The organism is Ensifer sp. ENS08, assembly GCF_014852195.1.
In the GTDB taxonomy this organism is placed as follows: domain Bacteria; phylum Pseudomonadota; class Alphaproteobacteria; order Rhizobiales; family Rhizobiaceae; genus Ensifer; species Ensifer adhaerens.
In genome coordinates, this window is sequence record NZ_JACVBF010000019.1 from 58,555 (window position 1) to 83,757 (window position 25,203).

General features: G+C 59.7%; 20 protein-coding genes and 1 pseudogene. 9 read left to right on the top strand and 12 right to left on the bottom strand.

Annotation, left to right across the window (positions count from 1 at the left end; genetic code table 11):
* Window positions 1-329 precede the first annotated feature (329 nt).
* On the bottom strand, window positions 330-638 hold the full coding sequence (locus IB272_RS29155) for a DUF1236 domain-containing protein (RefSeq protein WP_060608662.1): 309 nt from the start codon (window positions 636-638) through the stop codon (window positions 330-332).
* 1,015 nt (window positions 639-1,653) lie between these two features.
* Window positions 1,654-2,079 carry a hypothetical protein gene (locus tag IB272_RS29160; RefSeq protein ID WP_192358307.1) on the bottom strand — a complete coding sequence of 142 codons (426 nt, stop codon included), beginning with the start codon at window positions 2,077-2,079 and terminating at the stop codon, window positions 1,654-1,656.
* Window positions 2,080-2,449: 370 nt separating this feature from the next.
* Here IB272_RS29160 and IB272_RS29165 point away from each other — a divergent pair, with 370 nt between their 5' ends.
* A complete protein-coding gene (locus IB272_RS29165) occupies window positions 2,450-2,866 on the top strand; it encodes a hypothetical protein (RefSeq protein WP_192358309.1) in 417 nt (138 codons plus the stop codon).
* A gap of 109 nt (window positions 2,867-2,975) precedes the next feature.
* On the opposite strand, the gene IB272_RS29170 is transcribed toward IB272_RS29165, so the two are convergent.
* The 5 genes and pseudogenes from IB272_RS29170 to IB272_RS29185 form a co-directional block, all read right to left on the bottom strand.
* On the bottom strand, window positions 2,976-4,982 hold the full coding sequence (locus IB272_RS29170) for an ATP-binding protein (RefSeq protein WP_246810462.1): 2,007 nt from the start codon (window positions 4,980-4,982) through the stop codon (window positions 2,976-2,978).
* Window positions 4,983-5,010: 28 nt separating this feature from the next.
* The gene (locus tag IB272_RS29175; RefSeq protein ID WP_060608672.1) at window positions 5,011-6,519 is read right to left on the bottom strand and encodes an ATPase domain-containing protein; all 1,509 of its coding nucleotides are present in this window, start codon (window positions 6,517-6,519) and stop codon (window positions 5,011-5,013) included.
* Window positions 6,520-6,601: 82 nt separating this feature from the next.
* Window positions 6,602-6,705: pseudogene (locus IB272_RS35120) on the bottom strand (transposase); the annotation flags it as partial.
* A 153-nt stretch (window positions 6,706-6,858) separates the two neighbouring features.
* Window positions 6,859-8,565 carry a cation:proton antiporter gene (locus tag IB272_RS29180; RefSeq protein WP_060608675.1) on the bottom strand — a complete coding sequence of 569 codons (1,707 nt, stop codon included), beginning with the start codon at window positions 8,563-8,565 and terminating at the stop codon, window positions 6,859-6,861.
* A gap of 325 nt (window positions 8,566-8,890) precedes the next feature.
* Window positions 8,891-9,706 carry an EAL domain-containing protein gene (locus IB272_RS29185; protein ID WP_192445573.1) on the bottom strand — a complete coding sequence of 272 codons (816 nt, stop codon included), beginning with the start codon at window positions 9,704-9,706 and terminating at the stop codon, window positions 8,891-8,893.
* 18 nt (window positions 9,707-9,724) lie between these two features.
* Between IB272_RS29185 and IB272_RS29190 the strand changes: the two genes are divergently transcribed.
* Window positions 9,725-10,135, top strand: coding sequence for a hypothetical protein (locus IB272_RS29190; RefSeq protein WP_192358313.1), 411 nt, complete (start codon window positions 9,725-9,727; stop codon window positions 10,133-10,135).
* Window positions 10,136-10,505: 370 nt separating this feature from the next.
* On the opposite strand, the gene IB272_RS29200 is transcribed toward IB272_RS29190, so the two are convergent.
* Window positions 10,506-11,719 (bottom strand): IS3 family transposase gene (locus IB272_RS29200; RefSeq protein WP_192358643.1). Its coding sequence is split into 2 segments (ribosomal slippage): window positions 10,506-11,383 and window positions 11,383-11,719, totalling 1,215 coding nucleotides; the frame shifts between segments, so codons are not numbered across the junction.
* Between the two features lie 127 nt (window positions 11,720-11,846).
* On the opposite strand from IB272_RS29200, the gene IB272_RS29205 reads away from it, so the two are divergent.
* The gene (locus IB272_RS29205; RefSeq protein ID WP_192445574.1) at window positions 11,847-12,890 is read left to right on the top strand and encodes an IS110 family transposase; all 1,044 of its coding nucleotides are present in this window, start codon (window positions 11,847-11,849) and stop codon (window positions 12,888-12,890) included.
* Window positions 12,891-13,189: 299 nt separating this feature from the next.
* Here the strand turns inward: IB272_RS29205 and IB272_RS29210 are convergent, their stop codons facing one another.
* Together IB272_RS29210 and IB272_RS29215 are read right to left on the bottom strand one after the other, a co-directional pair.
* Window positions 13,190-13,681 carry a response regulator transcription factor gene (locus IB272_RS29210; RefSeq protein ID WP_192445575.1) on the bottom strand — a complete coding sequence of 164 codons (492 nt, stop codon included), beginning with the start codon at window positions 13,679-13,681 and terminating at the stop codon, window positions 13,190-13,192.
* Between the two features lie 5 nt (window positions 13,682-13,686).
* On the bottom strand, window positions 13,687-14,178 hold the full coding sequence (locus IB272_RS29215) for a hypothetical protein (protein ID WP_192358316.1): 492 nt from the start codon (window positions 14,176-14,178) through the stop codon (window positions 13,687-13,689).
* A gap of 199 nt (window positions 14,179-14,377) precedes the next feature.
* On the opposite strand from IB272_RS29215, the gene IB272_RS29220 reads away from it, so the two are divergent.
* Window positions 14,378-17,209: a PAS domain S-box protein gene (locus tag IB272_RS29220; protein WP_192445576.1), complete on the top strand. Its 2,832-nt coding sequence runs from the start codon at window positions 14,378-14,380 to the stop codon at window positions 17,207-17,209.
* Between the two features lie 625 nt (window positions 17,210-17,834).
* Here the strand turns inward: IB272_RS29220 and IB272_RS29225 are convergent.
* Entirely contained in the window at window positions 17,835-18,806 is a 972-nt protein-coding gene (locus IB272_RS29225; protein WP_192358322.1) for a fatty acid desaturase, read from the bottom strand.
* A gap of 240 nt (window positions 18,807-19,046) precedes the next feature.
* Here IB272_RS29225 and IB272_RS29230 point away from each other — a divergent pair, with 240 nt between their 5' ends.
* The 5 genes from IB272_RS29230 to IB272_RS29250 are packed head-to-tail and all read left to right on the top strand — an operon-like array spanning window position 19,047 to window position 24,406.
* Window positions 19,047-20,609, top strand: coding sequence for an ABC transporter substrate-binding protein (locus IB272_RS29230; protein ID WP_192445577.1), 1,563 nt, complete (start codon window positions 19,047-19,049; stop codon window positions 20,607-20,609).
* A gap of 42 nt (window positions 20,610-20,651) precedes the next feature.
* Window positions 20,652-21,629, top strand: coding sequence for an ABC transporter permease (locus IB272_RS29235; protein WP_192445578.1), 978 nt, complete (start codon window positions 20,652-20,654; stop codon window positions 21,627-21,629).
* A gap of 1 nt (window position 21,630) precedes the next feature.
* A complete protein-coding gene (locus tag IB272_RS29240) occupies window positions 21,631-22,464 on the top strand; it encodes an ABC transporter permease (RefSeq protein ID WP_192358325.1) in 834 nt (277 codons plus the stop codon).
* The gene (locus IB272_RS29245) at window positions 22,461-23,435 is read left to right on the top strand and encodes an ABC transporter ATP-binding protein (RefSeq protein WP_192358327.1); all 975 of its coding nucleotides are present in this window, start codon (window positions 22,461-22,463) and stop codon (window positions 23,433-23,435) included. The genes IB272_RS29240 and IB272_RS29245 overlap by 4 nt, the downstream gene beginning before the upstream one ends.
* The gene (locus IB272_RS29250; protein WP_090428554.1) at window positions 23,435-24,406 is read left to right on the top strand and encodes an oligopeptide/dipeptide ABC transporter ATP-binding protein; all 972 of its coding nucleotides are present in this window, start codon (window positions 23,435-23,437) and stop codon (window positions 24,404-24,406) included. Before IB272_RS29245 ends, IB272_RS29250 begins: the two co-directional genes overlap by 1 nt.
* Here IB272_RS29250 and IB272_RS29255 read toward each other — a convergent pair.
* On the bottom strand, window positions 24,388-25,194 hold the full coding sequence (locus tag IB272_RS29255; protein WP_060520485.1) for a PhnD/SsuA/transferrin family substrate-binding protein: 807 nt from the start codon (window positions 25,192-25,194) through the stop codon (window positions 24,388-24,390). The genes IB272_RS29250 and IB272_RS29255 overlap by 19 nt on opposite strands.
* Window positions 25,195-25,203: the final 9 nt, after the last annotated feature.

The window sequence follows — 25,203 nt, forward strand, 5'->3', positions numbered from 1 at the left end:
ATCGCCAAGAGCGTGATGCCGATGGGCAACCCTCTAGACAATTTGCGCGGTGGCTCGCCGTAGCAGTATGGTTCGTACATTCTCGATCCTCCTGTCGGCAACGACACCAGAAGGAACCGAAGGGCGGGTAGGCTGCCCCGGCGTCGTTGTCGGACTATGGAGCACTGGATGGATTGTCCACAGGCTAAAGCTAAAATAACGCGACGATATGGGACCGCTACGGATTAGGACCTTTGCGGCCAGATTATGGGACTAAAGTCCAATCGCCGTTCTTCCTCGCGTAGCTCGCGAAGACGTCCCTTCCCCGAAAGGAAGGGACGTGTCTTCAGTCATTCGATAACGCGAACGATCTTGCGAGTGCCTGGATCTACCAGCACGGTGCGATTATCGATGACCACATAGCGGTATTTGATGTCCGGCGCATCAATGGTGTGCAATTCCACCGTCTCGGGGAGTGCGGAGCCCACATTCAGCTCAACGCCCGGAAGATTGATGGAAGCGAGGGGTTTCTTCTTCACGTATTCGCGAACGACCGTTTCCTGCTCTGGCGTGACTAGGACCGTTTGAGCAAAACCAAAGCCGGAAGCCCCGAGCAGAAACAAACCTGCAAGGGCAGAACTGACAAAAACCTTCTTCATGTACGTCTCCATCTGTTTTGAATTCCCTGCTCTCAAAGCGGGAACACTTTGCAAACGCTCTTGAGGAATTACCGTTCCAGGGTCAGACTTCAGTCGCACGTACTTCGACTTAGGTCTTGCCGGCCGCCCAGACCATAGTCTGGCTCGGATCGGCTAAACGAGGTCCAGGCAGTTCCCTCCTCCGCCTCCTTTGACCCTGCAACGCCGCGGTGCAACCGGCCGCCGCGAGGTCCTGAATGGCCTTCGAGGTGGCACGGCTATCGCCTCATCATGCTGAAGCGGGCAACGTGAGGGCAATCCCCCGTGGCGGTCACGACGACGAGAAGTTCGGGTCGCCGAGCCTCGCGAGTACGGCCATGTGGCGAGGCGGTTGTTCTCGACGACCAGGGTCCGACTTCGGCCTGCTTCAGCGCAGCGGTTGGCAGGCATCCGAGCCTGCACGATGCCGCCGAAATCATCTTCTTTGCCTTCGTTGTTCCGCATCTATCTCGGGATGATGCCACTTGCCGCACAACAGCAACTGCTCATAACCGATCGTCTCTGGCAGGACTGGCGCGATCCGCTTCTGCGAGGAAATGCACGCTTACGGCGCCGAGTTCTTCCGCGTCGCGTGCGAACACGGGCACGAAGGGATCAAGCCAAGCAGGGGGACCCGCCCTATCGATCGGAGCGCTGGCCGGAGCGTCAGAAGATTAAATGCGTGCCTCGCGACACCTTTGTGATCGGAGGTTATGGGGGCGCGACAGTAACTGGCGCAATTGACCGACTGCTGCTGGCGGCGAAGAAGGGCGCGGAATTTGTACGGTGCCGGATGGAACAAGGAATCCGTGCAGCTTCGCGAGCCTCTCGACATCATGCCGGCGATCCGCCCGCCAGTTGTGCTGAAACGAAGGGGCGCGCCATTTCTGCTACCTATCGTTGTCGCTGAAGCATGGCCCCATGGCCGCAACCTGCGTCATCCGTCATTTAAGAGGGTCGGCGAGCGAAACGATACGTTTACCAGCTCAATCGATCTCTACCGCGGTCGACGCCCCAGGCGGAGCTCCACCATCAGACGCACCAACCATCTTCTGACATCCGAGGTCGCAATAAATTCTTCTACATGTTCGATCGCGTAATCGAGCGTTTGTTCAGTCAGGGCAGTCGCCTCACTCGGCGAGGCAGTCAGGCTCCGCGCCCATGCTGACAAATCAGGCAACAAATCTACTACGCGGGAGTTCCCGTCGCCGCTCGTGGGGAGGCTGAACTCCTCCAAACGCGTTTCGAGTTCCCGCGCATCACGCGTGCCGCTCATGAACAATTCAAGGGTGTATCGGGCCAGCCACTCTCCCTCGTCGCTTTGGCGGTTTATCGCGCGAGCACTCACGATCTTCTCATAGACCGTGGCAATTACAGTGAAATCTTCAGGAAGTATGTATCCGGATTGTTGCGGAACAAACATGGCGCAATCTCCTCCAGTTGGGGCGAAAGCGCTTTTTGATCTTCCAGCCGCCGGAGCCCTTCTTAAAGTCCAGCGATGATCACATTGTGCGCCTCTGAAGGCTCAATTGAAAGTAACTTTGACATATTGAGCGGAATTCTGGTTTTCTGCTTTCGGATTTCAAGTTTCCGGCAATCGTACTGCCTTTGACAATGCCTGTTTGTTCGCGGCCGGCCAGAAACCTGTGTAGATCCTCAATCGCTGCCAGTCCTTGCCCAACCACCCGTCCAAGTTCTCGGGCGCCCAGGCGTTGGTTTGACCCTTGTGGCGCGAGGCCCAGGCACGCACTCCGCTGCGCTGTGAAGGTGAAACACCGAGAGTAACCAGCACGTTGGACCTTCGCAATCTGAGCTACAAGTCTCGGGCGGTAAGGGGCGTCGCCTTCAGGATCGCGCGCGGCGTGGCCTGGAGCAGGAAGGCCGGTCCGCGCAGGCTCAACCTTGCCAGCGCGATGGATGCGCGCAGGGTAACAGCGATGACAATGAGGTACGACCGGATCAATAAGGCAGTTCTAAACGCCGCCGCCAGCGGCCTCTTGCTTCGGCGCTGGGTAAGGTCCTGCAGCAAAACACAGAGCACTCAGAGCTGTTTGGCTGCTTCCCTTGCCGATCCCTTGGCGGGCTTTCTGATGGATGAGTTTCGTGGCGGCGTCAGCGACGAGGCGGAGTTATTTGAAGAAGCGATGGCGCATGAGGGTGTCCGCCACGGCCGGCATCCGTTCCTTGTCAAATCGCCCGCAGTCGCTTGAGCTTGATCAACTAGAAGCAATGGCGCGCCACCCAAGCTGGGGTGGCGTCTAACAAGAGGACGTGACGATCGGCAACGTGCCAAAGCCATTCATAACCTATCGCGTTGGTCTAACTTAGACCCCTGAGGACACTCTCGATCTCCACGGCGAGTTGTTGCTGACTGTAGGGCTTTGCGAGCCTCGCCACGTCGAAATCGATGCCGGGTGGCAGCTCGGCATATCCTGATGCAATGAGGATTGGAAGATCGGGAAATAGGTCCCGCGCGGCATTTGCGAGGTCTCCCCCCGTCATTTCCGGCATAGAATAATCCGTGATGAGCAGGTCGAAGCGGCCATCGTCCTTAAGATGAGCGAGTGCCTCCTTTCCAGAATGCGCCTCGACCACCTCGTGGCCCAGATCGATGAGCATGTCGACCGAACTCATGGCGATCAGGAAATCATCGTCCACCAGAAGAACGCGTAGCGGTTTTACCCTTTGGTCCGGTTCCGCCACCGCCGTGTCCTTTGACACAACTGGGCTTTCGTCCGAAACCGGAATCCAGAGCTCGGCTCTGGTGCCTTTCCCTGGCGTGCTGGTGAGCCGCAGCGCTCCTTGCAGCTGAAGGGCGAGGCCATGAATCATCGACAAGCCCAAACCCGTCCCCTTGCCAAGTTCCTTGGTCGAGAAGAACGGCTCTATCGCCTTTTGCAGCGTGTCGCCATCCATGCCGTGGCCCTCGTCGGAAACGGAGAGCACGCCGTACCGACCCGCCGCGAGTTCGCCCTCCGGCTTCGCCACATTCTCCACCTGAAGCGATATGCAGATCGTCCCGCCGTTCGGCATAGCATCTCGGGCATTCACCACGAGGTTGAGAAGGGCGAGCTCCAATTGGTTGGAGTCAGCAAGTACCGGATCCATTCGATCGGGAATGCGAATTTCGATCACAATGCCCGTGCCGACTGATCGATTAAGGAGATCCGTCATCTCCCTCACCAACTGGCCCAGATCTACTGGATCTACACTGAGGTCCTGCCGGCGCGCGAATGCCAAAAGCCGCTGTGTCAGCGACGCACCGCGCTTTGCGCCCTGAAGCGCACCATCGATCAAACGCTCGGCTTTCGCGTCACCACCAGTGTGTTTGCGCAGGAGCTCCAGGTTTCCTAGCACCGCCATCAAAAGATTGTTGAAATCGTGAGCGACTCCACCCGTCAGCTGACCGATAGCTTCCATCTTCTGGGCCTGCCGAAGCTGCGCCTCGGCACGCTCGCGCTGGGCCACTTCCGCCATGACGGTTCCGTGAGCCTTGTGCAGTTCAGCCGTCCGCTCGGCGACACGCTCTTCAAGGATTTCGTTCAATCGCTTTTGCTGCTCTTCGGACGATACCCTGGCGGTTATATCAGAAGAGACGCCAACCAACTTGACCGCGTTCCCACTCCGGTCGCGATAAAGCTGCGCGCGCATTTCCGCCCAATGAATGGACCTGTCGGGCCAGACGGTACGATATTCGATTGCATAGTCGGCCCCGCTCTCGATGGTGGCCTGCATCGCCGTTTTCATCCTCTCCACATCGTCAGGATGAGTAGCGGCAAGGAGGTCGCCATAGGTAAACGCCCCGCCAGCGCTTCTGCCAAACACCCCCCGACAGGTGATCGATGTGATCAAAGCATAGGTGGTGAGGTCAAGTTCCCACGCACCCAGATGGCCTGCCTCAAGCGCCGTCTTTAGCCGCCGTTCCCCCTCGTCCAGCGCCTCGATCCGGAGTCGAGCTTCGTACTGGCGTCGGCGGCCCCGCAGCGCCGACCTCGCAACGCTGATGAACGTCGTGGCATGAAATGGTCGTTCTACAAAGCTGACGTTCCCCAGCACCTCCAACAGGCGGCTAGCGGAAGGGTTACGCTCAGGCCCACCTCCTCGATGGGTCAAGATGATGAAGGGAAGGTCGGACCAGCTCGGTTGCGATTTGATCCACGCCGAAAGTGGGCGAAGGTCGGCCGAGCGCAAGGCCTCCTCCGTCACGACAGCAAAAGCAATGTCCTCATCCAGAGCCGAGACGAAAGCGGCAACGTCCTTGCCGATTTTCGGCCGAATGCCGGCTTCCGACAAAAGCGCGGCCGCGATCTGCGCGTCCCTTCCCAAAGGGGCATGGATCAGAGCAATGGCGTCTCTATTTGGAATCGTCCTCGCCCTCACTTGGCTTCAGCAGCGGTTGGTTTTCCCCGACAAAGGTCGGGACGCCGCGTAACACGCCTTGGAAATCCGAAAGCGGATCTCCAAGCGAAAGGCCGCCCTGGCCGATCGTAAACTCCCTTATCGTGTCCTCGTGTTTGCCGGTCCGCTTTTTCACGACGGAGATCGCCCTCCTGACCTTGCCGACCGCCTCGAAGTACCGCAGCAGAACGACGGTGTCGGCGAGGTAGGTCACGTCTACCGGCGACTTCATGTCACCGACCAGCCCATGCTGCGCCACCGTTACGAAGGTGTTCGCGCCCTGGCGGTTCAGATATTGCAGCAGCTCGTGAATGTGGAGGACGAGCGCGCTTTCCTCCGGCATGGAGGCCTGATAGCCGTTGATGCTGTCTATGACGACCGTCTTTGCGTCAAATCTGGTAACGTGCTCGCGCACACGCTGGGCGAACTCGCCAGGTGAAACCTCAGCTGCATCCAACTGCTCGATGTGAATCGAGCCGTCCCGCTGGTAGTCTTCCAAGTCAAAGCCAAGGTCTTTCATGCGCCGGAACAGCAGCCCCAGTTCTTCATCGAAGATGAAGAGGGCGGCCTTTTCGCCACGCTTGACGGCCGCTTCGACGAATTGAAGCGCAAAGAGACTTTTACCCATGCCCGCAGGACCGATCAGCAGCGTGCTCGATCCCCGCTCGATGCCGCCACCCAGCAACGCGTCAAGTTCAGCGATCCCGCTCTTTAACGTAGAGCGCTCGAACTCCGTGCGGTGCTCGATCGCTCGCAATCGCGGAAAGACGGAAACACCTCCAGTCTTGATGATGAAGTCGTGATAACCCCCGCGGAATGCCTGGCCGCGGTACTTGGTAATCCTCAGGCGGCGTCTTTCCGAACCATAGCTCGGCGCCAGTTGTTCAAGGTGAATAACCCCGTGCACTACGCTGTGAACCGTCTTGTCGAGACTGTCGGAGGTCATGTCGTCGAGAAGCAAGACCGTGGCGCCTGTCGAGGAAAAGAAGTGCTTCAAAGCCAGGATTTGCCGGCGATAGCGAAGGGAGCTTTGGGCAAGCAGCCTGATTTCCGACAGGCTGTCGAGCACAACGCGGTTCGGCTGAACCCTTTCGAAAACCTCAAATATCATTTTGGTGGTCTCGCCGAGTTCCAGATCCGACGAGTAGAGCAAGCTCTGCTGTTGTTCGGCGTTCAACAGGCTCTCAGGCGGAACGAGCTCGAATATTTCGATATTTCTATGGATTTCCATCCCGTGCGACAGGGCACTGTCGCGTAGCTCATCCTCGGTCTCGGACAACGTGATATAGAGACATTTCTCTCCGAGGGCGGCGCCCTGCTGAACGAACTGCATGGCGATCGTGGTCTTCCCCGTGCCCGGCGCCCCCTCGAGAAGGAATACGTGGCGACGTGACAAACCGCCCGAAAGGATGTCGTCCAGCCCCTCGACACCTGTTTTGGCCTTCGACATAACGCTTGTGTCCATTTTTGCCCTCCGTTGATCACAGGTAACTAGCGTCGAGCGGTGCGAAGGCAACAGGCGACTCGTCACCCTGCGCATGACACCTGCGGCTTAACCGACGATTGACCGTTTTCCATTTGCTATATCGCTCCGGCAGGTCTCGCCAGGGCGCACCCAAAGCAGAACCCATAAACGTCCGTTCACAAACAAATGTCAGTTTGCCGGCCAACGCATCCGTGTGCACCTTGTTCAACTCATATCATTTCAACGCCATCACGAGGTTCCGTGCTCAACACGGCAGCCCCTGAATCAGCGATTAGCAATCTTGAATGTCGATCCGTCCGCCTCGCACTAACAGCACGATCAGATTCCGACCCGTTCCCGCAGCTCCGGATTTAGCTCAGCGCGAAGCGTGGTAATGATCCGCCCTGCCTCTTCCTGCGTGAGGCCACACAGCAGAAGCGATTGGTCGGCGAGCGCTAATCCGGCCGCAAGATTTTCAGGAAAGACGACTTTCGCGCCGGCTTTGACAAGAGTCTTGATATCGTAGTCATCAGCCGTACTGACAACACAGGGAATTGCCACTTGCTGCTCGCTCGCAAACTTCAGGATTCGTTCGACGGCGGCGTGCCTGTCAAAAGTTATGACGACCAACCTGGCCCTTGCGAGGCCCGCGGCGGACAAAATCCGGCGATGCGCGGCATCGCCGTGCACGATAGTGTGGCCGTGTCGTTGGGCTTCTTTGAACCGCGCGAGATCGGACTCAACGGCGATGTGCGGTATCTTCGCCTCCTCAAACGCGGTCGCAACGAGGCGGCCGACACGTCCGCATCCACACAGCACAACATGTCGATCGAGCGCCTCGCATGTTGTGCGAAGCGCAGTCTCGGTTGCGGCCACGCGGGAGCGCCGATTACCCACGAGATGTTCGATAAACGCGCTGCGCTGAATCAGCAGTGGGGCTAGACCCATCGTGAGCGCAAGGGCAATTAGGACCGGTTGACCGATCTCGGATGGCAGCAGGCCGCTGTTCATGGCCAGGGTCAACAATAGCAGGCCGAATTCTCCGCCGTGGGCAAGGATGACTGCGACGCGGAGGGCGATCGCTGCGGACCTGCGCAGCATGAGCCCAACAACGAAGGTAGTGAGCGCTTTGCCGAACAGAAAGACCGCACACCAAGCGAGGATGGCGTAAGGAAACACCACGATCAGCCGGAGATCTATCTGCATGCCCACGGTGACGAAGAACAGACCGACAAGCACATCACGGAACGGGCGCAAATCGTCCTCGACTCGGTGTTGAAAATCGCTCCCGCCAATCACCATACCAGCTATGAAGGCGCCAATCGGCAAAGCCAGCCCAGCAAGATGAGCGAGATAGGCGGCCCCGAGCGCAACGAAAAGCGCCGCTAGGAGAAACAAGTCGTTCGAGCGGGACTTGGAAGCACCGGCAAGGACAGTGCGGACGAGCGGGCGGGCGACGATGGAAACTGCGATGAGTGCGATCGCCGCTAGCCCGAGACGCCCCACGAGATCGAACGGATCAACAGATGTTCGCCTCGACCAACTGTCTATGGCGACAAGCAGGGGGATCGTCGCTATATCCTGGAATAACAGGATGCCAAGGGCAAAGCGTCCATGCTGACTCGAAATCTCGCCTTGCTCGGCGAGCTGCTTCATGGCAACGGCCGTCGATGACATCGCCACAGCACCACCAAGCAGAATGGCGATGCGGGGATCAAGCCCGAGCCACCAGAGCGCGCCGGCAATCGTTGCCAGGGTCCCTCCCACCTGCAGGCTGCCTGCCAAGAGGACGTCGGTGCGCGCTGCCAGCAGGGTGGTCAGCGAGAACTCCAGCCCGACCATGAACATCAGGAAGATCAGGCCGAGTTCGGCGAGGAAGAGCGTATCGTCACCGAGTGCCACGAGGTTCAGACCATAGGGACCAATCGCAAGACCCGCCAGGAGGTAGCCCATGGCGGCAGGCATTCGCAGTGCGGCGAAGAACGCCACGGCAACGGCCGAGACCACGATCATCGACAGACTTTGAGTGAGCAGGTGGTCGGTCATCGTTATGCCTCGGCAGAGCGGGCGGGCGGTGACAATACCACATCAAAGCCGCGCTGACGGGCATTGCTGAGTAAAACCGAGCGAATGTCGGTTCTCGCTGCCGCCGGGCTACACAAGGACGAAGACGGCGGGTAAGCCGTCGAGCGTTGCCGTCTTCATCAATGACATTCAGACAGACGCGTGGGAGGACTGGTGAAGCAGCAGCACACGGCCAAGCGGACATTTGAGCGGCTGTGCTAAGACCGTAGGTTTTCCGACGGCTACACACAAAGCAACTACTGCATGGCGCGACAAATGCGTGGGAGGTAGCCCGCGGTCCCGTCCATTAGGCGGGAAAAAACCGTACATCAGAGGCGCCGACGGGTCGGCCGAAAAAGAATCCCTGGCCATAGTGACAGCCGAGTTCTCGTAGTGCGTGGAATTCTGTCACCGTTTCAACGCCTTCGGCGACGACCTTCTTTCCCAGCGCCATTGCCATATCTATGATGGCCTTCACAATGGCATAATCGGCGTTCGCGGCGGTCATCGCACGCACGAACGAACCGTCGATTTTAATTTGGTCATAGGCAAACTCCTTCAGATGCACGAGGGAAGCAAAGCCAGTGCCGAAATCGTCAAACGCGACGATAAAGCCGGCTGCACGCAGCGCCTCAAGCTGCACGCCGATGTCGCCGCCCTGTTCCGACAGCATCACACCCTCCGTGACCTCGATCTGGATATGCCGAGGCGATAGTCCTGCCGACCGGGTCGCGGCCAGGATTTCATCGACAAGGCAGGGGCTGCCCGGAAACGCGATAAACTGCGACGACGAAACGTTGACCGCGATGTGCCCGAAATCGACTCCGGCCGTCTCCCACGCCTGGGCTTGTGCGACGGCGCTCTTCAGCACATGGCTGCCGATGCGCCTTGAGAGTATTGGGTCGTGCAGAGCCGCGGCAAAGGTCGCGGGGCCGAGAACCGATCCATCGGGTTTCTTGAGCCTTAGAAGTGCCTCAAAGCCGACGCGCCGTCCAGTATCGAGCGCAATCTTCGGCTGGTAATGGAGCACGAAGAGACCCTGTGCGAGCGCCTCTTCCGCGATGGCCAGCGCCGCCTTGTCGGCTTTCGCACGATCGAGCCGGCCCGGGTCGATCCGGGACAACAGATACCGGTCTTCGGATTGCAGGAGACGCTCCACTGCGCAACGCGCCAGCCGATCCAGCAAACCGCGCACGTCCGCCCCGAGGCGTCGCGGCACCTGATCGAGAACGCAGAGCGAGCCGAGCCGAAGCCCTGGCTCGATCTCCAGCGGCACGCCGGCATAGAAACGGATCCTGTTGCTTCCGGTGACGAAAGGGTTTTCGGCAAAGCGGACATCGCGAGCGGCATCCGGCACGACGAAGGGCCTCGACGACCGGATTGTGTAGTCGCAGAAAGCGTCCGCTCTGCGGGACCTGTCCCCTTCGATGCCCCGCTTCGACTTGAACCATTGGCGTTCGCCGTCAAGCAATGTGATGAGACCGATCGGCGTATCGGCCGCAAGGCAGGCGGCATGGACGAGCGCATCCAGCACCGGATCCGGGCCGGTTGAGACGATGGACAATTCTCTCAGACGCTTGAGGCGAGCCGACTCATCCGGTGGATATCCTTTGGCACCGACCGCTTTCGCGGAAATCACATCACGGTTTTCACACTGAAGCATAAGGCTTTTCCATTATCCCTGCTGTTGGATATCGCTCAGGCGATAGCCCACGCCGCGGATCGTCTTAATGGCAGCGCCGCTGGCGGCATCCAGTTCCGCAAGTTTGCCGCGCAACCGGTTGATGTAGACGTCGATGGTCTTGTCGCGCGGATCGTACTCGCGAAAGAGCGCCTGCCTTGCAATGCAAGACTTCGGGCAATCTTCACCAACACTGTCGTGAAGGACCTTGGAGTGCCCCCCATTTCGCCAGACAAGTCAGCTATTGAGACAATGCTTTGATGAATTCCCTTGGGGATGCCATTTTCAGCGCTGAATGCGGATGGATTTCGTTGTAATCCTCGATCCATCCATCGATGTTCCGGAGCGCTGTGTCGGCGTCGGGAATGGGTGAGATGCGTATGTAGTCGCGTTTCAGGGTTTTGACGAAAGCCTCCGACATACCGTTTGATTGAGGGCTGGCGACCGGCGTGAAGCACGGGACCAGATTGAGGGCCTGAGCAAACAGCCTGGTTTCCCTTGCTGTGTAGGCGCTGCCGTTATCGGACAGATGTTCGATGGCATGTGGGGCACGCGTGCCACCGAAGCGTTTCTCGACTGCTTCCAACATCATATCGCGGACGTCAGAACCGGAGATCCCGGCATTGGCGACCGCCGCCCACGAGATGATCTCTCGATCAAACGCGTCGATGATAAAAGCAAGGCGGACCACCTCGCCATTCCAGCAGGTGAACTCCAGGCCATCGGAGCACCAACGAAGGTTCGACCGCATCACCATGACCTTGCCGTCGTGGACGCGGCCCTTGCGCACGGCGGTGTGCTTCTCAAGGATCATGGCGTGGTTGGCCATGATGCGGTGGACCCGCTTGCGGTTGACGACCGGCTGATCGGCGGCCCGCCGCTGCCTGTTGAGAAGGGCAGCGATCCGCCGATAGCCATAAGTTGGCCTGGCATCCACCAGCTTGCGAATGGCAGGCAGCAGCTCGGCATCGTCCGCTTTGAGGTAGGGTCCGCGAGGCTTGGACTTGCCCTTCAGACGTTCGGAGAGATTAGAACGCGACACGTGTAAGGCCTCCGCCACCGCCTTCATCGGGAACCGCCCTTCGGCAACAATATCGGCCGCGATATCGGTTTTTTTGACTGGGCTTTGGAAAGGGCTTCGCGAAGAATCTCGTTCTCCAGCGTCTTGCGTCCGAGAATGCGCTCAAGCTCGCGCACTCGATCTTCCAGCTTCTTCACCTCAGAATTGCCGATTACCGGCTCGTCGGAGTCAACCGCCACCGCACCTCCCTCGCTCAAGAGCCGACGCCAGCGATAGAGAAGGTTTGGCGCAACTCCATGCCGCCGAGCCGCAGAGGAAACCGTCTCCCCTGGGGCATAGCTCTCCTCGATGATCTGCAGTTTGCGTTCCGTTGTCCAGCGCCGCCGCCGGACGTCACCGATCATCAGGTCAACCTGTCGAAACTCGTTAGACATAAGCCTATCCTCAAGCCTGTGCTTGAGCCTTCCTGCTTATGCTGATGGGGTGGAACGGCCCGCTCCGACAGCACCAGTGTGCTAAAACGTGGTCGTTGTTTGAACGCCACAAAGGAGGGACCGTTCCATGAACCAGATTAGCACCATCGGCCTGGATTTGGCGAAGCACGTTTTTCAGGTTCACGGCGCAGATGAGGACGGCTCTCCTCTCTTCAGTCGGAGGCTGCGACGTGGTGAAGTGCTGCATTTCTTCTCGAAGCAATCTCGCTGCCTTGTCGGAATCGAAGCCTGTGGCAGCGCCCATTATTGGGCTCGCGAGATCGCCAAGTTCGGCCACGACGTGCGGCTAATCCCCCCGACCTATGTCAAGCCATTCGTCAAACGGAGTAAAACTGATGCAGCAGACGCCGAAGCCATCAGTGAGGCTGTGACGCGCAAGACGATGCGGTTCGTTCCGGTCAAAACGGCTGAGCAACAGGCGGAAGCGATGGTGCTAAAGAGCCGCAGTCTTTTGGTGAAGCAGCGAACACAGGTGGTCAATGCCTTGCGTTCGCATCTGGGCGAATTGGGTATCATCGATGCCGCCGGTATGGAAAAAGTCGATACGCTGATGGCGGTCGTGCGCGATTTCACGGATGTCCGCTTACCTGCGGCAGCGCGGTTCGCCTTGACGGCGATTGCCGATCAGATCAATGCCCTAGCAGGCCAGATCGATCAGCTCGATCGCGCTATTGTTGCTGAAGCAAAGACTGACGGGGATATGCGCCGGCTGACTACGATCCCTGGAGTTGGCGCTATAACCGCGGCTACCGTCAAGGCGCTGGTGCCAGACCCAGGCGGTTTCAAATCAGCTCGTCACTTTGCCGCCTGGCTGGGACTTACGCCGAGACAGTTTTCAAGTGGAGGGAAAGAACGTATCGGGCGCATCTCGAAAATGGGAAACCCTGAACTACGATGCCTTCTCGTTCTTGGCGCGACAGCGGTTCTCCGAGGCGCCCGGAAAAATGAACGAGCACAGCCCTGGCTGAGGGCGCTGCTCGCCCGGCGCCCATTCAAGGTGGCCGCAGTTGCGCTGGCCAATAAGATGGCGCGGATTGTCTGGGCGCTTCTAAATAAGAGTGGAGTTTACCAACGTCCGGAGGCGTCGGAGACGGCTGCGGTTGCCTGTTGATGAGCATAGGAACTTAAAAACAATCTGACCGGCGCGAACCGGCAGAGGGCAAGGAGCAAAAACGGACGATGAACCCACGGGACGAATCCCGACAGGAGAGAGACCGGACACTCATGCGCTTCGAGCGCGTTATGCTGATTAGTCGCTCCCGTCGCGGACTTCATCGAGGCCAGCGGTCCTATACCGCGCTTTACAGGCCGTATACATGACCGCACCGATCCCATGTGTGAAATCGATCGAAAGCTCTTGCGCCCGCGGGCCGTTCCATACATGAGTGTCCGGTCGAAAGTGGGGGCAGTTCAGACCTGCAGTATCCGTCCTTCGAGTGCGGTCAGCGGCCGACTGGCGCCGCCGAAATCCATGGACAGGCGTCCGATGTCGCAATCGATATTGCCGATCTTGAAAGCAACGCTCTGCCGCAAAGCGTTGCGGCCTATCCGCGCCTCGTGCAGGCGATGGACGCGGGCACGCAGTTCCTTCACGCTGAACGGTTTCATCACATAGTCGTCTGCACCGACACTGATGGCGTCCGCCCGGCTATCGGCGTCTCCAACGCCCGAGATCATGATGATTGGGACGTCGGAACGTGAGCGCGCCTCGCGCAACAGATCCAACCCGCTCCCGTCTGGCAGGTTGACGTCGATGAGGATGCAGTCATAGGCAGCGAGCTCGTTTGAATGAATGAAGCGGTTCGCCTGCCTCACGGATGCAAGGCAATCCAGCCGATCCCGAGAATCCGACCAGTTCAGCCGCAACATATCAACGACGTCTCGCTGATCTTCGATGATCATTATGTTCATAATCTCTTCGAATGTTTGGTGGGGTGACCCAAGCCTTTTTCCTTTGCGCCATAGAGCGGGGATGGCATTGGGCGCAGCAATGGCTGCACGTTTTCGCTAACTGATATGGTTCTCGGGCTGAGGCTTTCCAAGGTGGAAAACGGTGAACTCATGCGTGCCAGCCGATTGACGAAGTCTGGCCTCAATTGCTTGACGAAGCAAAGATGCAGGATCCCCGGATCGCGGTGAACGACGATGCTGCCGACCACGACGTCAAACTTGCCAAAAACAACGTAAACGTGATCTCGAATCAGCGACTTTCCTATGCGCACGGTCGCCCCACCCTCGCTGATCTCCACAACGAGACAGCGCACGATCTGCATCTTGCGCATCCATTTTCCCGTGAAGAGCAGGTTACAGAAGAGCGTGACGCTTCGGCGGCACCATTGACGGCTGAAGTAGTCGGATTCGACGCGGCTCAGATAGGTCGTTCTCTTTGTTGCTTTCACAGGGTGACCTCGATGCTTGCCGAGGTCCCCCTCCGCCATCGGGAGGCAGGAACGCGGCAGTTGGATGCATCGATTAGACCGGCACACCGTTAAGCGACCGCGGCGTCAAATTTAAATAAAGTAAAATTTAGCGATCTCTCATGGATTGCGGCGTTGCTTAAGACTATCGAGAGGTTGAAATCAACGACGGATGGGGACGATGCGACGAGAAAACGCAATTGCTGGCAAGGGCTTTCGCATCCTGGTGAACGGTTTCAGGCAGTGTGCAAGGGATCGGTTTTCCGCTGGGGTGCTTGCTGGCGGCATCTCCGCTTTCGTCCTCGCCTGGCTCCCGACAACTGCATGGCTTTCGGTCGTCGGCGCGACGCTAGTCATCGTTTGGCGGCTCCATGAGGATTGGGTCCTGCCTCGCAACGCTCGCCGACAATCGCAAGACCTCTATGGAGACCAAGCTCTTCTCGAGATCGCCGGCAAGGCCGCGAGACTCGGCGGATGGGTGGTGCATCTGCCGGACCGGAGAATCGAATTGTCGGATGAAACCTGGGCGATCCACGAGAGAGCAAGGGGCAAGACTGTCACCTTCGAGGAGGGGATGGGCTATTTTGCGCCTGAGTGGCGAGATGCGATCACTCGGCATTTCGAAGCCTGCGTTGCGACCGGTCTGCCCTACGATATCGAGGTGAAGATCATTGATGGCACCGGCCGGCGGAAATGGGTTCGCGCAATCGGCGTGGCGATCCGCGACGACATGGGCCATATCTCCAAAATACAGGGCGCCCTCCAGGATATCGATGAGCGCAAGCGGCTGGAGAATACCGCCAGGGATCTTGAGCGGCGCTTGGCCGAGTCGATGGAGAACATCAGCGATGCGTTTTTCCAGCTTGATACCGATTGGCGCTTCACCTACCTCAACCGTCAGGCCGAACGTCTGCTGGAGCGCCCGCGATCGGCGCTTATGGGCCGCCCTATCTGGCAGGAATTCCCGGAGGCCTCCTCGGGGAGCATCCGGCAGCACTACGAGCGCGCCGTCCGCGAAAGCAAGACGGCCGATTTCGAAGTATTTTATGAATCCCTTGGCACTTGGTTCTCGGTCACCGCCTACCCCGGCGCGGGAGGGTTGACCGTCTATTTCCGAGACGTGACGAAACGGCATGCGTCCGATCAGCACTTGCACCTACTGGAAATGGCGATCTCGAGAATCGACGACTTCGTCATGATAACGAAGGCCGCATCGCAGCCCGGGGGCGGGCAAACGATCGTTTACGTCAATGACGCCTTCGTCAAGATCACCGGCTATTCACCGCACGACGCGCTCGGCCGATCTCCCGGCTTTCTCCAGGGGCAGCGGACTGACGCCGCCACGCTTGAAGAGATCAATCGCGATATCGCATTGTCGAAGGCAGTCCGGGCCGACCTTCTCAACTACGCCAAGGACGGCCACGAATACTGGGTGGACATGAGCATTTCCCCCATTTTCGGCTCCGACGGACGGGCGAGCCATTTCGTAGCAACCGGTCGGGACATCACCGACAGAAAGCGAGCGGAGGAACAACTGGCCGAAAGCGAGGAACGCTTCTCGATCGTTGCCATGATGACGACGGACGCAGTCTGGGACTGGGACATTGCGACCGGTCGTGTACAGTGGAACAGCAACATCAAATCCGTCTTCGGGCACGAGGACGTACCGGTCGAGGATGGTTTTCGGGAATGGGAGGCAAAGATCCACCCGGACGACCGCGCACGCGTGGTGTCCAGCGTGCTTGCCGCGATTGAAGGGAAGGTCGACACATGGCTGGAAGAATACCGCTTCCGCCGTGGAACGGGAACCTATGCCGAGGTTCTCGATCAAGGCCATATCATCCGCAATGCCGCAGGCGAGGCAACCCGGATGGTCGGTGGCGTCCGCGATATCACCGAGACACGGCTGAATGAGGCAAAACGGCTGCAGACACAGCGGCTTGAAGCGATAGGCCAATTGACGGGCGGCGTTGCCCACGATTTCAACAACCTGTTGACGGTTATCATCGGGACGGCGGAGACCTTGGCCGATGAAATTGCCGATCCGCGACTATCTGCGGTCGCGCAGCTAAACCACAAGGCATCACGGCAAGGCGCCGCCATCACACGTCAGCTTCTGACTTTCGCGGGACGTCAGCCTCTCGAACCAGCGGCTTTAAAAATCAACACTCCCATACTGGCAATGGAGGAATTGCTGTCGACTGCACTCGGCGAACTGATCACTCTCTGCCTCAAACTTGATCCGGCCGCAGGTCACATACGGGCAGATGTGGCGCAACTGGAATCGTCTATCATGAACCTTTGCATCAACGCCCGCGACGCTATGCCGGATGGCGGTAGGGTGACAATCTCGACGGCGCAAAGCGGTGACGACGCGGTGATCCGGATCTCCGACAACGGCTTCGGAATGGATGCGGAGACGCGCGCAAAGGCCTTTGAGCCTTTCTTCACCACGAAGCCCTTCGGCAAGGGCAGCGGGTTAGGTCTTAGCACGGTGTATGGCTTCGTGCGGCAGTCAGGGGGCCGGATCGAAATTGAATCGGAGCCGGGCAAGGGAACAACCATGTTCCTGTCCTTTCCTCGACTGGCGTCTACGGAAATAGCTGCGGAGCCTTTCTCGAACGGGGTGCTGGAGGGTGGCAGTGAGCGCGTTCTCGTCGTAGAGGACGATCTAATGGTCCGTGAATTCGCCGCCGCAACACTCATTTCTCTCGGCTACTCCGTTACATCTGCGGCCGACGCGTCGGAAGCGTTGCAGATACTGGAAACAGACGGGCCGTTCGATTTGGTTTTTTCAGATGTGGTCATGCCCGGCCCAATAGATGGCGACGCTTTGGCGACCAAGATCATGGCGCTGTATCCGAACCTCCCGGTTGTCCTGGCGACCGGCTACGCGGATGTCGAACGCATTGGCGCCACGTCACGTTTCCGGCCGCTTGCAAAGCCCTATGCGCGACGGCAGCTCGCTGAGGCTTTGCGGCAAGCGATTGGCGCTTCGCACGACAATCGATGAACTTCTGGGTACAATGTGGCGCATGCCCGCGATATTTGTAGTTGCTCAAGGCTTGGTCTCGTCGGCCCAACGAGATCTGACCGGCAACGGCCGTGAAGGTTGAAACCCTGCAGGCTTGCGGTTTCTGCGAAACCACCAATATTTAAGCGATATCGAATGCTCTGCGCATCGCACGTGGCCGCTTCGGGAGAGCGGCGCGCAAACGACTCGTCCCGCTCGGACGAAAGCGCCGTTCTCATCAACGTCTGGGAACCGCACGCCTCGTTTCGGCGCTCCATCATCCTCGGCGAGAATCTCCGCCACCCGACGCAAGGCCGCGCTCCCGCGCTGCAGTCAACGCTGCCTGGGGCTCATCATACGGCTCTGGTACCTCTTCAACCGGAAACCCAACGTGACGAGACTTTTCTTCTTCTTCCACGACTAAAATCGTCTGCGCTCCGGCCAACGAATCCACGAGACGGAAACTGACCTGTGGCCGGCCTTCCGGGGCCAGCTTCATCGACAGCGCAATGTCGGACGTGGCGTTCTGGTGCTCAGAAGTTTGCGAAGTTCGTAAATACCCACCAGCATTCCGGCCGTGCACACTGGAATCCCGCCGCCGAAGACTGTCGTGCAATCCTCTCCTCTACAGATACTCGTTAGAGATCATTGACGACGACCTTCTGTGAAGGGGATGACGCAGGTCGTCATGCGGCCTGAATAAGTAACGGCGCGCCACGTCGAGATAGCCGTCATAGATGAGCCCGCCATTGATCAACACAAGCGTCTGCTTGTGCCGTTGGTAAAGCGCCGGGATCCGGTACCAGGGAACACCCGGCCGCTGGTGGTGGAGGACATGCAGGTTGTTGTAGAGAAACAACAAACCAAAGAGCGTGCTGTTTTCGACGATCGCTGTGCGCTCGTCGTGATAATCGGCGTAACGGTGCTCCGCATAAGAGCGCAACCGGGTCAGGGCCGCGCCGACATAGACAAAGCCGAAGAGGTAGAGCCATAGAGGCATGCCGCAGACGGCGATGACCCAGACCAGAACGGCGGCTACGCCGATCGCGTGACGGATCCAGAAGTTGCTGCGGGCTCGATCCCCTTCGAGGAGGAGTGCTGCCTCCTGCGCCAAGAAACTGACGATCATCACCAGCGGACCCAGGGTCAAGCGCCCGAACAGGGTGCTGTTCCACCTGGCTAGAGACCGCCCGACGAGACCCAGCCGATCCCAGGCTGCCTGGGTGAGATAGGATGACTCCGGGTCCTCTATGGGATCCGTCAGATGTTCGTCGCGGTGATGGGTCAAGTGGCCCTCGCGGTAAATCGCGTAGGGCAGCCAAAGCGACAGCGGCGGCCAGCCGATGGCGTCGTTGATGCTCCGATTTCGGGTTGGATGGCCATGGATGACCTCGTGTTGCAGCGATCCATGCCAGGCGATCAGCCATCCGCCGAGCGCGATGACAACTGCAAGGGGGAGCGATTGCCAAAACCAGGTAAGCCCAAGAAAACCGCCATAAATGACAAGCGCGAGAACGACGGTCTGCCACTCAATACGGGTGATGCTGGAGAGGGATGATTGTGACGGAAGGTCTTCTGAAGACCGAGAATTGGACATGTCGTGTTACCCGGAAAGCGAAAAAAGCAATAGAATTCAACCGCCAATATAATCTGGCTGCACCGGAACCCGCGCCGCACGTCTTTGCAAGACGGCGCGGAAAAACGGAAAACTGGTTACGTCAGAAGACCGAAACGTAAAATATTTATTCTATGTAATTGATGTATTATTAGCTCTAATGCGTCCATCGAATTGACCCGCTGCCCTGCCCTGGGGAGCGCCAATCCTGGAGGACATGCCATGACATTCAACCCCACGCGCCGGCAGGTACTTGTCGGCGGCGCTTCCCTCGCGACGATCGTTGCGCTTGGTGGCGTCCATCCGGCCTTTGCCGGCGCCGATCGCACCAAGATCACCGTGCGCGTCGAAAAGGATCTCTCGAACCTCGATCCGGCCAATCGATCCGGTCCGATCGACCTCAACGTCATCTGGTCGGTGCAGCAGGGGCTGATCTCCTTCAAGCCAGGCTCGACCGAATGGGAACTGGATGCGGCCGAAGAACTGGAACAGGTGAGTGATACCGAAATCCGCTTCAAGCTGCGCAGTGGCCTCGCCTTCACCGGCGGCTACGGCGACCTGACAGCGGAAGACGTGAAGTTCTCTTTCGAACGCTTCATCACGCCAGACGCGGAAGGCAAGCCCGTCACCTACGCGAAGGACTGGTCAGCGCTCGATCGCGTGGAGGTAACCGCGCCGCTCGAGGGTCGGATCATCCTCAAGAATCCGGCGCCGGCGCTCTATACGATCGCGCTCGCCGACGGTTCCGGCCGCATCGTCTCGAAGAAGGCTTTCGAGGCGCTCGGCAAGGATATCGCCACCAAGCTCGTCGGAAGTGGACCCTACGTGCTCAAGGAATGGACGCCGCGTGAACAGTTCGTGCTTGAGATCAACCCGGAATACAAGGGACCGATCAAGGCGCATTTCCATCAGATCGTCGGCAAGCCGATCGGCGAGCAGAAGACCGCCGAAATCGCCTTTAAGTCCGGCGAGATCGACTTCACCGCGATCGATCCCGAAAATGGAAAGTCGATGGCGGCGCTGCCGGATGCAAGCATCACCGAGATCCCGGCGATCGACTATGTCTGGTTCGGCCCGAACATCGAGAAGGCGCCGTTCGACGATATCCGCGTGCGTCAGGCCATCCGCTATGCCGTCGATATCGATGCCATCCTGCAAGGCGCCTATTCCGGCCTTTATCCGCGCGCTAACGCTCTGCTTGCCCCGAGCCTGCTGGGCTACTGGAAGGACGCGCCGGTCCATGCCCGTGACCTCGATAAGGCGCAGGCGCTGCTTAGAGAGGCGGGTCACGCCGACGGTTTCAAGACGAAGCTCACCATCGAGGCCAATGCCCGCTATGAGGCGATCGCCCAGATCATCCAGTCAAACCTTGCCGAAGTGGGTATCGAGGTCGAGATCGAGGCATTGGAATCGGCCGCCTACTGGGCGCTCGGCGAAAACGACGCCAGCAAGGACCTCGAACTTTCGCTCATCAAATTCAACGGCAAGTTCGACCCCGGCTTCCAGACACAATGGTTCACCTCGGCGCAAGTCGGTCAGTGGAACTGGCAACGCTGGAAGAATGTCGATTTCGATGCCTTGCACGAGAAAGGCGGCGTGACGGTAAATCCGGCCGAGCGCGAGAAGATCTACATCGAAGCACAGAAGCTGCTCGACGAATCGGCTGCCTTTATCTGGATCACCCACAACCTCAACGCGTTCGCTTCGCGAAAGTGGCTGAAGCCCGGCGTCCTGCCGAACGGCAACAACTGGCTTTACACCGCTTTTACACAAGCGACGGCTTGACCCGATGGCAGCCTGCGTTGCGACAGAAGAGGATGCGCTGCAATGAGGAGCGCGTCCCTTCAAATCCATCTTGGCTTCAAGCTGGCGACGGCGGCACTTGCCGTGGCCGGTTCAGTCGTGCTCCTGATGGCCCTGACGCGGCTAATCCCCGGGGATCCCGCGACCGTGATCCTTGGGTCGCGCGCAACGCCTGAAGCGGTCGCGACACTCAATGCCCGCATCGGCCTCGACAAGCCGCTGATCGAACAGGTTTTCACCTTCTTCGGCAGGCTCGCCTCCGGCGATCTCGGAGAGGACGTCTTCAACGGGCGGCCGGTCCTCAGCCTGGTTCTGAATGCGCTGCCGAACACGGCCGCGCTTGCGGTCGCATCAATGCTGTGCGCCGTAGCCCTCGGCGTGCCGTTGGCGCTTTTCAGCGCCCGCTGGCCGGGCGGCAAGACAGATCGAATGGTCGCGTTCCTGAGTGTCGGATTCATTTCGACGCCGAGTTTCGTCGTATCGGTCTTCCTGCTGATGGTGTTTTCCGTGCATCTGCGCTGGTTTCCGGTGCTGGGCGCCGGCGAAAGCGGCAACCTCGGCGACCAGCTTTGGCACCTCGTATTGCCGACGGCGGCGCTCGCGGCCGGCTGGGTCGGCTACATCGCCCGGCTCCTGCGCTCATCGCTGCTCGAGGTCCTCGGGGAAAACCACGTTCGCACGTTGCGTGCCTATGGTGTCAGCCAAACCAAGATCATGATGAAATACGCACTCAAGCCGGCAATCCTGCCGACCCTGGCGGTGCTTGGCATGGGTTTCGGCGAACTCCTCGGCGGCGCCGTCTTTGCCGAAGTGATCTTCAACCGCCCGGGCCTCGGCTCGCTGATCTACGACGCCATTCGCACACGCAACTATCCGGTCGTCCAGGGCGGCGTCTTCGTCATCGTCATGCTCTATGTGCTGACCAATCTGATCGCCGACCTCTCCCAGAGCCTGATCGATCCACGCGAGCGCGCCCGCCTTACATCTGGTCAGGGACACTGAGATGCAAGCCTTCATCGCTCTTTCCCGTCGCCCGGGTGGCACGTTTGCAATGCTTGCGGTGACGCTTCTCTGTCTGGGGGCGATCGCCGCACCGGTGATTGCGCCCTATAGCCCGAACGCAATAGCGCCGGCGAACCGGCTGATGGAGCCGTCGTGGCAGCACCTGCTTGGAACGGACCATCTCGGTCGCGACATCCTCAGCCGGCTGATCTATGGAGCACGGGTGGCGCTCGGCATTTCACTCTCGGTCATTGCCATTTCCTTGAGCGCCGGCGTCACTTTCGGGATTGCGGCCGCCCTTTCGCCGCGTGCAATCGATCTCGCCGTGGTCGGCGTCTTCGACATCGTCACTTCGTTTCCCAGCATTATACTGGCCTTGGCATTGGTGGCCGTGTTCGGCCCTGGCCTCGGTAATGTCGTGCTGCTTGTCAGCATTGTTTTCATTCCCCATTTCGGCCGAGTTGCCCGCGCCCAGACGATCGCCATTCGCAACAGTCCCTTCATCGAGGCCGAAAAAGTGCTTGGGGCAGAGACCTGGCGGGTCGTGCTGCATCACGTAACCCCGAACATCATTGGTCCGATCTTCGTGCTGGCCTGCATGGATATCCCTGTTGTCATCACCATCGAGGCGGGCCTGAGTTTTCTCGGGCTTGGCGTGCGTCCGCCGCTGGCAAGCTGGGGCAACCTCTTGAATGACGGCTATACCTATCTCGACCAGTCGGTTTGGCTCGCGACCTTTTCCGGACTGGCGCTCGTCCTTGCTACCCTCGGCTTCGCGCTTCTCGGCGAGGCCTTGCGCGACACGCTCGACCCGAAGCTGAGGAAAGCCCTTTGACTGACGCCCTTCTCACCATCGAAGACCTGCACGTGTCCTACCGGGGTCACGAAAGCACGGCTCACATCCTCGACGGCGTCGATATAACCATTGGTCGCGGACAGTCCGTCGGTCTCGTTGGCGAAAGCGGCAGCGGCAAGTCAACGGTCGCCTTCGCCCTGCTCGGGCTGCTTGACGGCAACGCGCAGGTTTCCACGCGTCGGGCCGCCTTCGATGGGCGCGAAATGCGCTTTGGCGTAGACGAAACCAGGGCGTTGCGAGGGACCGACATCGCAATGATCTTCCAGGATCCCATGACCGCGCTCAATCCGATGTTTACCATCGGAACGCAGCTCGTCGATATCCAGCGGCGGCGCTTCCCCCGGGAGAGCCGCAACAGGCTCTGGGGCCGCGCGCAAGCAATGCTTGCCGATGTCGGCGTGCCGGATGCGGCAGCGCGCATGCACCGCTACCCGCACGAGTTCTCCGGCGGCATGCGCCAGCGCGTGGTGATCGCCATGGCACTCCTGGTTGAACCGAAGCTGTTGATTGCCGACGAGCCGACAACCGCGCTCGACGCGACGATCGAAGCGCAAGTGGTCGAGGTGCTGGACCGGCTACGACAGCGCACGTCCGCCTCCATGCTGGTGATCAGCCATAGCATGGGCCTGATCGCCGAACTCTGCGACAGCGTAATCGTCATGTATGCAGGCACGGTGGTGGAACACGGACCCGTGCGCGTCGTCTTCAGCCGCCCGCGCCATCCTTACACCCGCGCGCTGCTCGCCTGCGAGATCGATCCCTATGCGGCCTTCGATCCCTCGCAGGATCTGGCAACCATTCCCGGCACCGTGCCCGATCCTGCACGCCGTCCCCAAGGCTGCATTTTTGCCAGCCGTTGTCCTGCCCGCCACGACCGCTGCAATGAAAGGCCGCCCCGGCGGCAGACGCGAGAGGGGCGAACCTATTCCTGCTGGCAGGAGGCTGCGTAATGGCCCGCCCCATTCTAACCCTCGATAACGCGATGGTACGCTACGATCGGCTCACCGCGGTCGACAACGTCTCGCTTGAACTGCGGCGTGGCGAAACCCTGGGGCTCATTGGTGAAAGCGGTTGCGGCAAGTCCTCGATCGCCCGCGCGATCGTCGGGCTGCAGCCGCTTTCCGAAGGCACGCTTGCCGTGGAGGGCGAGACACTAAAGGATGCCTCCAGGCAACGCCGCCTCATCCTGCAGCGCCGGATCCAGCTCCTGTTTCAAGATCCCGTCGCGTCCCTTTCGCCTCGTCTGACGGTCCGAGCCTTGCTTAGCGAGCCCCTGAAGATCCGCGCCGCCTTCACGGCCGAGAACTGGGGGCGGATCATGGGGCTGGCCGAAAGGATCGGGCTTGGCGAGCAGCTTCTCTCTCGCTATCCCCATCAGCTCAGTGGCGGGCAGGCGCGGCGCGTGGCTCTGATCCGCGTACTTGCAGCCGAACCGTCGATCATCGTCGCCGACGAACCGACCGCCGGCCTCGACATCTCGGTACAAGGCGATCTTTTGAACCTTCTGCGAGGGCTCAAGGATCACCTGGGCCTCAGCTATCTGCTGATCTCCCACAATCTCAATGTCGTCGGGCGGGTCGCGGACCGGGTTGCCGTCATGTATCTCGGACGCATCGTCGAGAGCGGGCCGACCGCCGCTTTGTTTCGCGGCCCCGCGCATCCCTATACCCAAGCGCTTCTTTCGGCCAATCTGACGCTCGATCCCAGCCGCCGACACGAACGAATCGTTCTTTCCGGAGAATTGCCGAGTCCCGCCCATCCACCGGCCGGATGCCGGTTCCATAGCCGCTGTCCCTTGGTGCAGCCGATTTGCGCAGCAGAAGCCCCTGCCCTTCGGGCGGGCGAAGACGGACGCGCTGTCGCCTGTCACTTTCCGCTGGCCGCAAGGCCGGCCGTCATCCCTCAGACGATAGCAGGGTAACCATGGCGTGCAGCGTCCCGATCAAGCTCGGCCAGTGCCTCGTAGTCGGAATCGCCCAGGAGGCTGATGCCTTTGAGCGAGAGCGTGTCGCAGACGCCGCCGAGTTCAGGATCGCCGATCGTCTCCGCCAGTGTACGCCGCAGGATCATGAGGTCTTTGGCCGAGGTCAAGGCGGATGTGATGAAGGGCAGTCCGGGTCCCTTCGTCGTCTCCGCAAGAACACGGACCGCGGCCACGCGATCGGGATCGAAGCGCAGTGTGTTGCCGAACGTAACGCAGTCGATTGCCGCGACGTCGGCCGCGCCACTCGCTACGGCATCGATGCTTGCTCGGTGCCCGCCCGTCTCGATGACCGACGAGAAAAAGCGGCCGTCGACCGCATGTGGCGCTACCGCAGCTCGAAACAGGTTGTAGCCGGAATTGCTGCCCGGTTCATTGATCGCCGCACGCATCCCGCGCAGATCGCCGAGCGAGCTGGCCGACGACCGGGCATTGACGATGATGAAACTGCATTTGTGCGGGCCGTCGCAGCCAGGCAAGTCGTAAACGGGCGTCGCCACCAGTTGAACCCTCCCGCGAAGGTGCTGGACATAGGGATATCCGCAGGTCTGGCCGAACAGCAGGTCCGGACGGAACCACGCCTCGTTGTAGGCGACGGTCTCGTCAAGCGCCCCGGGCGCATCAAGGCCATACCCACGCAATCGGTCCCCCAATGCTTTCCAGAAAAGCCGCGTCGCCTCCTCGATCGGCGGCGGACTGACATACATGGCGAGGCTGGCGAGAGGCATGGGCGGGCT

What these genes read in the sequence shown, in the direction of transcription:
- IB272_RS29155 (WP_060608662.1), bottom strand. Translation starts at nt 638, where the DNA reads ATGAAGAAGGTTTTTGTCAGTTCTGCCCTTGCAGGTTTGTTTCTGCTC.
- IB272_RS29160 (WP_192358307.1), bottom strand. Translation starts at nt 2,079, where the DNA reads ATGTTTGTTCCGCAACAATCCGGATACATACTTCCTGAAGATTTCACT.
- IB272_RS29175 (WP_060608672.1), bottom strand. Translation starts at nt 6,519, where the DNA reads ATGGACACAAGCGTTATGTCGAAGGCCAAAACAGGTGTCGAGGGGCTG.
- IB272_RS29180 (WP_060608675.1), bottom strand. Translation starts at nt 8,565, where the DNA reads ATGACCGACCACCTGCTCACTCAAAGTCTGTCGATGATCGTGGTCTCG.
- IB272_RS29205 (WP_192445574.1), top strand. Translation starts at nt 11,847, where the DNA reads ATGAACCAGATTAGCACCATCGGCCTGGATTTGGCGAAGCACGTTTTT.
- IB272_RS29210 (WP_192445575.1), bottom strand. Translation starts at nt 13,681, where the DNA reads ATGATCATCGAAGATCAGCGAGACGTCGTTGATATGTTGCGGCTGAAC.
- IB272_RS29220 (WP_192445576.1), top strand. Translation starts at nt 14,378, where the DNA reads ATGCGACGAGAAAACGCAATTGCTGGCAAGGGCTTTCGCATCCTGGTG.
- IB272_RS29225 (WP_192358322.1), bottom strand. Translation starts at nt 18,806, where the DNA reads ATGTCCAATTCTCGGTCTTCAGAAGACCTTCCGTCACAATCATCCCTC.
- IB272_RS29230 (WP_192445577.1), top strand. Translation starts at nt 19,047, where the DNA reads ATGACATTCAACCCCACGCGCCGGCAGGTACTTGTCGGCGGCGCTTCC.
- IB272_RS29235 (WP_192445578.1), top strand. Translation starts at nt 20,652, where the DNA reads ATGAGGAGCGCGTCCCTTCAAATCCATCTTGGCTTCAAGCTGGCGACG.
- IB272_RS29240 (WP_192358325.1), top strand. Translation starts at nt 21,631, where the DNA reads ATGCAAGCCTTCATCGCTCTTTCCCGTCGCCCGGGTGGCACGTTTGCA.
- IB272_RS29250 (WP_090428554.1), top strand. Translation starts at nt 23,435, where the DNA reads ATGGCCCGCCCCATTCTAACCCTCGATAACGCGATGGTACGCTACGAT.
- IB272_RS29255 (WP_060520485.1), bottom strand. Translation starts at nt 25,194, where the DNA reads ATGCCTCTCGCCAGCCTCGCCATGTATGTCAGTCCGCCGCCGATCGAG.